Consider the following 6,679-nt stretch of genomic DNA (forward strand, 5'->3'; position numbering starts at 1 on the left):
GCAAGAGCTTGGGATGTACCGTCATCCCGGCGGAAGCCGATATCCGGTACCGAACGGGAGTGGACGTCGGATCGGTTGGATACCCGCTTGCCCCGGTATGGCGGCGGCTCGGAGCTCCGGCGTGCGTTCAAGCGTGCCGGCCGCGCCGCAGCCGCCATTCGCGCCGCCCCACCATGCCCAGGCCGCCCGCCACCATCAGCGCCAGCCCATACCAGGTCAGGGCGTAGACCGCGTGGCTGTTGTGGAAGCTCACCACGGTCAGGCCGCCGACCGGGCCGTTCTCGGCCGAGGCGGAGGCGTCGATGAAGTAGGGTGCCGTGCGGTCCGTGCGCAGGCCGCGGGAGCCCGTCAGGGCCGCCACGTCGCGCGAATGCCAGCGGTTCGCGGCGGGATCGTTGCGCCGCAGGAAGCCGCCGCCGGGTTCGGTCAGGCGCAGCAGGCCTTCCACCCGCTGCGGCCCCACGAGTTGTCCCGCCAGGCGGCGGGCCGGGTCGCGCCGCTCCGGCGGCACGAAGCCACGGTTGATCCAGACCAGGGAGCCATCGGCCTGCCGCAGCGGGGTCATGACCCAGCAGCCGGCGCCGAGCTTGGTCGCGGCCTGGGTGCAGGTTTCCTGGTCGTGAAGGAACTCGCCCTCGGCGAAGACCCGGCGGTATTCGTCGGGCCTGCCGATGGCGGCCCAGGCCTCGGGCCCGGGGGCGGGAGACGGGGCGGCCTTCAGGCGCTGCTCCACCCGCTCGATCAGGTCCAGCTTCCAGGCGCGGCGCTGGACCTGCCAGTTGCCGAGCCAGACCAGCCCGGCGAACAGGGCCAGGCCGACGATCCCCAGCAGCGCGAGGCTTGCGGCGGAGCGCGGCCTGGCCTCGTCCGGCGTCACGGCGCGTTGCGCATCTCGTGCGCCGAGACCGGCATCATGTTGTCGTTCATGTTGAACATGACCCACAGGGAGCCGGCCAGCGTGATCACCACCAGCACCAGCGTGAAGATCAGCGCCAGCATGTTCCAGCCGCCCTCGGAACTGGTGTTCATGTGCAGGAAGTAGATCATGTGCACCAGGATCTGCACGACCGCGAAGCCCATGATGATGAACACCGTGGCCTGCTTGCTGGGCAGCACGTCGCCCATCACCAGCCAGAACGGGATCGTCGTCAGGATCACCGACAGGATGAAGCCCGTCATGTAGCCCTTGAACGTGCCGTGGGCCTCGCCCTCGGGGTGGTGGTGGCTGTGGACGTGGCGCTGGTCGTAGGCGCGTTCCGTGTCGGCGGTGCTCATCGCAGCACTCCCATCAGGTAGACGAAGGTGAAGACGCCGATCCAGACGACGTCGAGGAAGTGCCAGAACAGGCTGAGGCAGGCCAGGCGGCGGCGGTTGGGCTCGGTCAGGCCCATCTTGCGCACCTGCACCATCAGCACCACCAGCCAGACGATGCCGAAGCTGACGTGCAGGCCATGGGTGCCTACCAGCGCGAAGAAGGCCGACAGGAAGGCGCTGCGCTGCGGGCCGGCCCCCTCGTGGATGAAGTGGTTGAACTCGTAGAGTTCCAGGCCGACGAAGGCCAGGCCGAAAAGGCCGGTGACGGCCAGCCAGCCCAGCACGGCGTTCTGGCGACCGCGCGCCATCTCCAGCATCGCGAAGCCGTAGGTGATCGACGACAGCAGCAGCATGGAGGTGTTGACCGCCACCAGCCCCAGGTCGAACAGGTCCTTCGGGCCGGGACCGGCGGCATAGTTGGCGCCCACCACGCCGTACATCGCGAACAGCACGGCGAAGATGAGGCAGTCGCTCATCAGGTAGAGCCAGAAGCCCAGCATCGTCCCGTTCTGCGGGTGATGCTCGCCGGTATCGTAGAAGCTGTCCGGCGGGAAAGTGGTTTCAGCGGCGTGTGCGCTCATGGATCAGGCCTTTTGGAGCGCCGCGAGCTGGCTCGTGCGCTGGTCCTCGACGCGGCTCACCTCATCGGCATGGATGTGGTAGTCGCGGTCGTAGTTGAAGGTGTGGATGATGGTGGCGGCGATCAGGCCGAAGAACGACGCCGCAGCCAGCCACCAGATGTGCCAGATCAGGGCGAATCCGCAGACCGTGGCGATGCCGGCCAGCACGATGCCGGCGGCGGTGTTCTTCGGCATGTGGATGTCGACGAAGCCGCTCACCGGGCGCTGGTGGCCGCGGCGCTTCATGTCGAACCAGGCGTCCTGGTCGTGCACGCGCGGCGTGAAGGCGAAGTTGTAGGCCGGCGGCGGCGACGAGGTGGCCCACTCCAGGGTGCGGCCGTTCCAGGGGTCGCCGGTCTCGTCGCGCAGGCTGTCGCGGCGGCGGATGCTGACGAAGATCTGGATCAGGAAGGCCAGGATGCCCACGCCGATCAGCACCGCGCCCACCGCGGCGATCTGGAACCAGATCTGCAGGCTCATGTCCTCGAAGTGGCTGACGCGGCGGGTCACGCCCATCAGGCCCAGCACGTAGAGCGGCGCGAAGGCCACCCAGAAGCCGACCAGCCAGAACCAGAACGAAACCTTGCCCCAGAACTCGTCCAGCTTGAAGCCGGCCACCTTGGGGAACCAGTAGTTGATGCCGGCGAACACGCCGAAAACCACGCCGCCGATGATCACGTTGTGGAAGTGCGCGATCAGGAACAGGCTGTTGTGCAGCACGAAGTCCGCCGGGGGCACGGCCAGCAGAACGCCGGTCATGCCGCCGATGACGAAGGTGAACATGAAGCCCATGGTCCACAGCATCGGCACGTCGAACTTGATGCGGCCGCGGTACATCGTGAACAGCCAGTTGAACATCTTGGCGCCCGTGGGGATCGAGATGATCATCGTGGTGATGCCGAAGAACGAGTTGACGCTGGCGCCCGAGCCCATCGTGAAGAAGTGGTGCAGCCACACCAGGTACGACAGGATCGTGATCACCACGGTGGCGTAGACCATCGAGGTATAGCCGAACAGGCGCTTGCCGCTGAAGGTGGAGACCACCTCCGAGAACACGCCGAACAGCGGCAGGATCAGGATGTAGACCTCCGGGTGGCCCCAGATCCAGATCAGGTTCACGTACATCATGGCGTTGCCGCCGAAGTCGTTGGTGAAGAAGTTGGTGCCCACGTAGCGGTCCAGCGACAGCAGGCCCAGCACCGCCGTCAGCACCGGGAAGGCGGCCACGATCAGCACGTTGGTGCACAGCGCGGTCCAGGTGAACACCGGCATCTTCATCAGCGTCATGCCCGGGGCGCGCATCTTGACGATGGTCACCAGCAGGTTCACGCCCGACAAGAGCGTTCCCACGCCGGCTATCTGCAGTGCCCAGATGTAGTAGTCCACGCCCACGCTGGGGCTGTAGGCGATGCCCGACAGCGGGGGGTAGGCCAGCCAGCCGGTCTGAGCGAACTCGCCGACGAACAGCGACATCATCACCAGCACCGCGCCGGCGGTGGTCATCCAGAAGCTGAAGTTGTTCAGGAAGGGGAAGGCCACGTCGCGCGCGCCGATCTGCAGCGGCACCACGTAGTTCATCAGGCCGGTGACGAAGGGCATGGCCACGAAGAAGATCATGATCACGCCGTGGGCGGTGAAGATCTGGTCGTAGTGGTGCGGCGGCAGGTAGCCCATCGAGTCGCCGAAGGCGAAGGCCTGCTGGGCGCGCATCATGATGGCGTCGGCGAAGCCGCGCAGCAGCATGACGATGCCCAGGACCATGTACATCACGCCGATCCTCTTGTGGTCGATGCTGCAGAACCAGTCGTTCCACAGCGTGCCCCAGGCGCGCTTCCTGGTGATGTACGCGAGCAGGGACATGCCCAGGATCGCGGTGGCCACGAAGGTCCAGACCAGGATCGGCTCGTGGTAGGGGATGGCCTCCAGCGTGAGGCGGCCGAACAGGGTCTGCATCAGTTCCGAACGTTCTTGCATGACGAATCTCTAGCGGAGCAGGCCGTACATCGGGGCATCGGTGGCGGGCGACAGCATCACCTCGGGGCCGACCTGGCACAGCGACAGCACGAAGGCTTCGGCCTGGGTGCGGACGTCGCGCGAGCGCGGCCGGTCGTAGGCCAGGCGCGAGACGTTGTAGACGCCGGCCAGGCCCAGGCCGCCGCGGGCGTCGATGGCCATCATGTCGCGCATGCACATCTTGGCGGGGTCCACGCAGAGGTTGACCACCGCGTCGAACAGGCCCGCCATGGTGGTGCCGTAGTGGCGCACCGGCTCGCGCTCGCTGGGCTGGTCCAGGCGCAGGTACTCCTCGCGGTTCAGCGGGTCCTTGGCGGCCTTCACCTTGGCCACCCAGGCGTCGAAGTCGGCGCCGCTGAGGCCGGCGAAGCGGAAGCGCATGTGCGAGAAGCCGTGGCCGCTGTAGTTGGCCGAGAAGCCCTCGTAGTCGCCGGCCTGGTTGATGACGGCGTGCAGCTTGGTCTCCATGGCGGGCATGGCGTAGATCTGGCCGGCCAGCGCGGGCACGAAGAAGGAGTTCATCACCGTGGAGGCGGTGATGCTGAACTCGATGGGCACGTCCACCGGTGCCGCCATCTCATTGACGCTGGCGATGCCGTAGTCGGGATAGATGAACAGCCACTTCCAGTCCATGGCCACCACCTGCACCTTCAGCGGCTTCACGTCGGCGGCCAGTTCGCGCTGTGCGTCGATGCGCTCCAGCGGGCGGAAGGGGTCCAGGGTATGCGTGGCGATCCAGGTCACCGCGCCCAGGGCGATGATGATCAGCAGCGGCGCGGACCAGATCACCAGCTCCAGCTGGGTCGAGTGGTGCCATTCGGGGTCATAGGCTGCTTCCCTGTTCGACTGGCGGTAGCGCCATGCAAAAAGCGCGGTCAATGCCATCACCGGCAGCACGATCAGCAGCATCAGGATCGTGGACACCACGATCAGGTCGCGCTGCTGCATGGCGATGTCGCCCGAGGGGCGCAGCACCACCCAGTCGCAGCCGGCCAGGAGAAAGACCAGCGGTAACAACAGGATGCAGCGAGCAATTCTGGCAGCCATGGCGTATCTTTCGGTTATACCGGATGACTCACTTTAAGCAGCCGGGCCGGGCCTCGCGATTGGACGTTTTGTCCTATGTCGCGCGTACCCCGGACCATGTGAAGCTTATGCACCAGATGGGGTAATCCCTCAAGCGAGCGAGAGCAGGATGTCGACCGTCAGCCATGAATCGAATGCGGGCCCCGGCTCGCTGGAAGGCCAGGCCCACGTAGCCGGGGCCGACCAGCACCGTGTCGCCCCCGGCGAGATCGCGATCGGCGTGATCATCGGCCGCCTGTCGGAGATGTTCGACTTCTTCGTCTTCGGCATCGCCGCCGTCCTGGTATTCCCGTCCGTGGTCTTCCCGTTCGTCGACAAGACCACGGCGATGTACTACTCCTTCGGCATCTTCTCGCTGGCATTCGTCGCGCGTCCCTTCGGCTCGCTGCTGTTCCGCATCATCCATGACTGGTACGGGCGCGGCACCAAGTTGACCATCGCCCTGTTCCTGCTCGGCACCGCCACCGCCGGCATCGCCTTCCTGCCCGGCTACGAGAAGATCGGCGTCGCCTCCGTCGTGATCCTGGCGGCCTGCCGCATCGCCCAGGGCGTGGCCCTGGCCGGCACCTGGGACGGCCTGCCCTCGCTGCTGGCGCTGAATGCGCCGCCGCAGCGCCGCGGCTGGTTCGCCATGATCCCGCAGCTCGGCGGCCCGCTGGGCTTCCTGCTGGCGGCCGGCCTGTTCGTGTTCCTGCTGCTGCAACTCAAGCCGGAGGACTTCCTGGCCTGGGGCTGGCGCTATCCCTTCTGCGTGGCCTTCGCGATCAACGTGGTCGCCCTGTTCGCCCGCCTGCGCCTGGTGGTGACGCCGGAGTTCACGCAGCTGTTGAAATCGCGCGAACTGGAACCGGCGCCGCTCGGGGAATTGTTCCGCACGCAGCGTGCCAGCATCCTGCTGGGCGCCTTCGCGCCGCTGGGCAGCTTCGCGCTGTTCCACCTGGTCACCGTGTTCCCCCTGTCCTGGGCCTCGCTGTTCACGCAGGATGCGATCACCGACTACCTGTTCGTGCAGATTGCCGGCGCCACCCTGGCCGTGATCAGCATGCTGGTCTCCGGCAAGGTGGCCGACCGCATCGGCCGCCGCGCCACGCTGGCCATCAGTGCCGTGCTGATCGCCATCTTCAGCATCGTCGGCATGCTGCCGGTCTTCCAGGAAGGCAGCCGCCTGGGCGCCTACCTGTTCATCCTGGTGGGCTTCACGCTGCTGGGCTTCAGCCACGCGCAGGCGGCCGGCGCCATCAACTCCACCTTCCCCAGCCGCTACCGCTACAGCGGCGCCATCGTCACCTCGGACTTCGCCTGGCTGGTGGGCGCGGCCTTCGCGCCGCTGGTGGCCCTGTTCCTGGCCTCGAACCTGGGTGTGGGCTACGTCGGCCTCTACCTGCTCTCGGGCGCCGTCGGCACGCTGCTGGCGCTGGGCGTGAACCGCAATCTGGAAATGCGGGACGACTGAATCCGGCTGCAACAAAAAAGGCGGGGGCCTGTAGCGGCTCCCGCCTTTCTGCTTTCACCCGCCGATCAATTCAGGCGGCCTTCCTGACCGAGCCGTACACCGGGAACCCGGCGCAGAGCTGCTCGACCTCGCCGCGGACGCGGGCGATGACCGCCTCCACGTCGCCGCCGGCGCTCATGGCATCGACGATGTC

6 protein-coding genes are annotated in these 6,679 nt (G+C 66.7%); 1 reads left to right on the top strand and 5 read right to left on the bottom strand.

Features of this window, described 5'->3' with window-relative positions:
* Positions 1-127: 127 nt before the first annotated feature.
* Genes C3942_RS06365 through cyoA form a run of 5 tightly spaced genes read right to left on the bottom strand, consistent with a single transcriptional unit; the run spans position 128 to position 4,994 of the window.
* Positions 128-877: an SURF1 family protein gene (locus tag C3942_RS06365; RefSeq protein WP_104229516.1), complete on the bottom strand. Its 750-nt coding sequence runs from the start codon at positions 875-877 to the stop codon at positions 128-130.
* A complete protein-coding gene (gene cyoD, locus C3942_RS06370; protein WP_104229517.1) occupies positions 874-1,275 on the bottom strand; it encodes a cytochrome o ubiquinol oxidase subunit IV in 402 nt (133 codons plus the stop codon). Before cyoD ends, C3942_RS06365 begins: the two co-directional genes overlap by 4 nt.
* The gene (gene cyoC, locus C3942_RS06375) at positions 1,272-1,895 is read right to left on the bottom strand and encodes a cytochrome o ubiquinol oxidase subunit III (RefSeq protein WP_104229518.1); all 624 of its coding nucleotides are present in this window, start codon (positions 1,893-1,895) and stop codon (positions 1,272-1,274) included. The genes cyoD and cyoC overlap by 4 nt, the downstream gene beginning before the upstream one ends.
* A 3-nt stretch (positions 1,896-1,898) precedes the next feature.
* Positions 1,899-3,908, bottom strand: a complete 2,010-nt coding sequence (gene cyoB, locus C3942_RS06380; protein ID WP_104229519.1) for a cytochrome o ubiquinol oxidase subunit I — start codon at positions 3,906-3,908, stop codon at positions 1,899-1,901.
* Between the two features lie 9 nt (positions 3,909-3,917).
* Positions 3,918-4,994 (bottom strand): ubiquinol oxidase subunit II, encoded by a 1,077-nt coding sequence (cyoA, locus tag C3942_RS06385; RefSeq protein WP_104229520.1) that lies wholly within the window; start codon positions 4,992-4,994, stop codon positions 3,918-3,920.
* A 148-nt stretch (positions 4,995-5,142) separates the two neighbouring features.
* Here cyoA and C3942_RS06390 point away from each other — a divergent pair, with 148 nt between their 5' ends.
* Positions 5,143-6,486 (top strand): MFS transporter, encoded by a 1,344-nt coding sequence (locus C3942_RS06390; protein ID WP_104229521.1) that lies wholly within the window; start codon positions 5,143-5,145, stop codon positions 6,484-6,486.
* The last annotated feature ends 193 nt before the right edge of the window (positions 6,487-6,679 follow it).

This window comes from Solimonas fluminis (genome assembly GCF_002930645.1).
Taxonomy (GTDB): domain Bacteria; phylum Pseudomonadota; class Gammaproteobacteria; order Nevskiales; family Nevskiaceae; genus Solimonas_A; species Solimonas_A fluminis.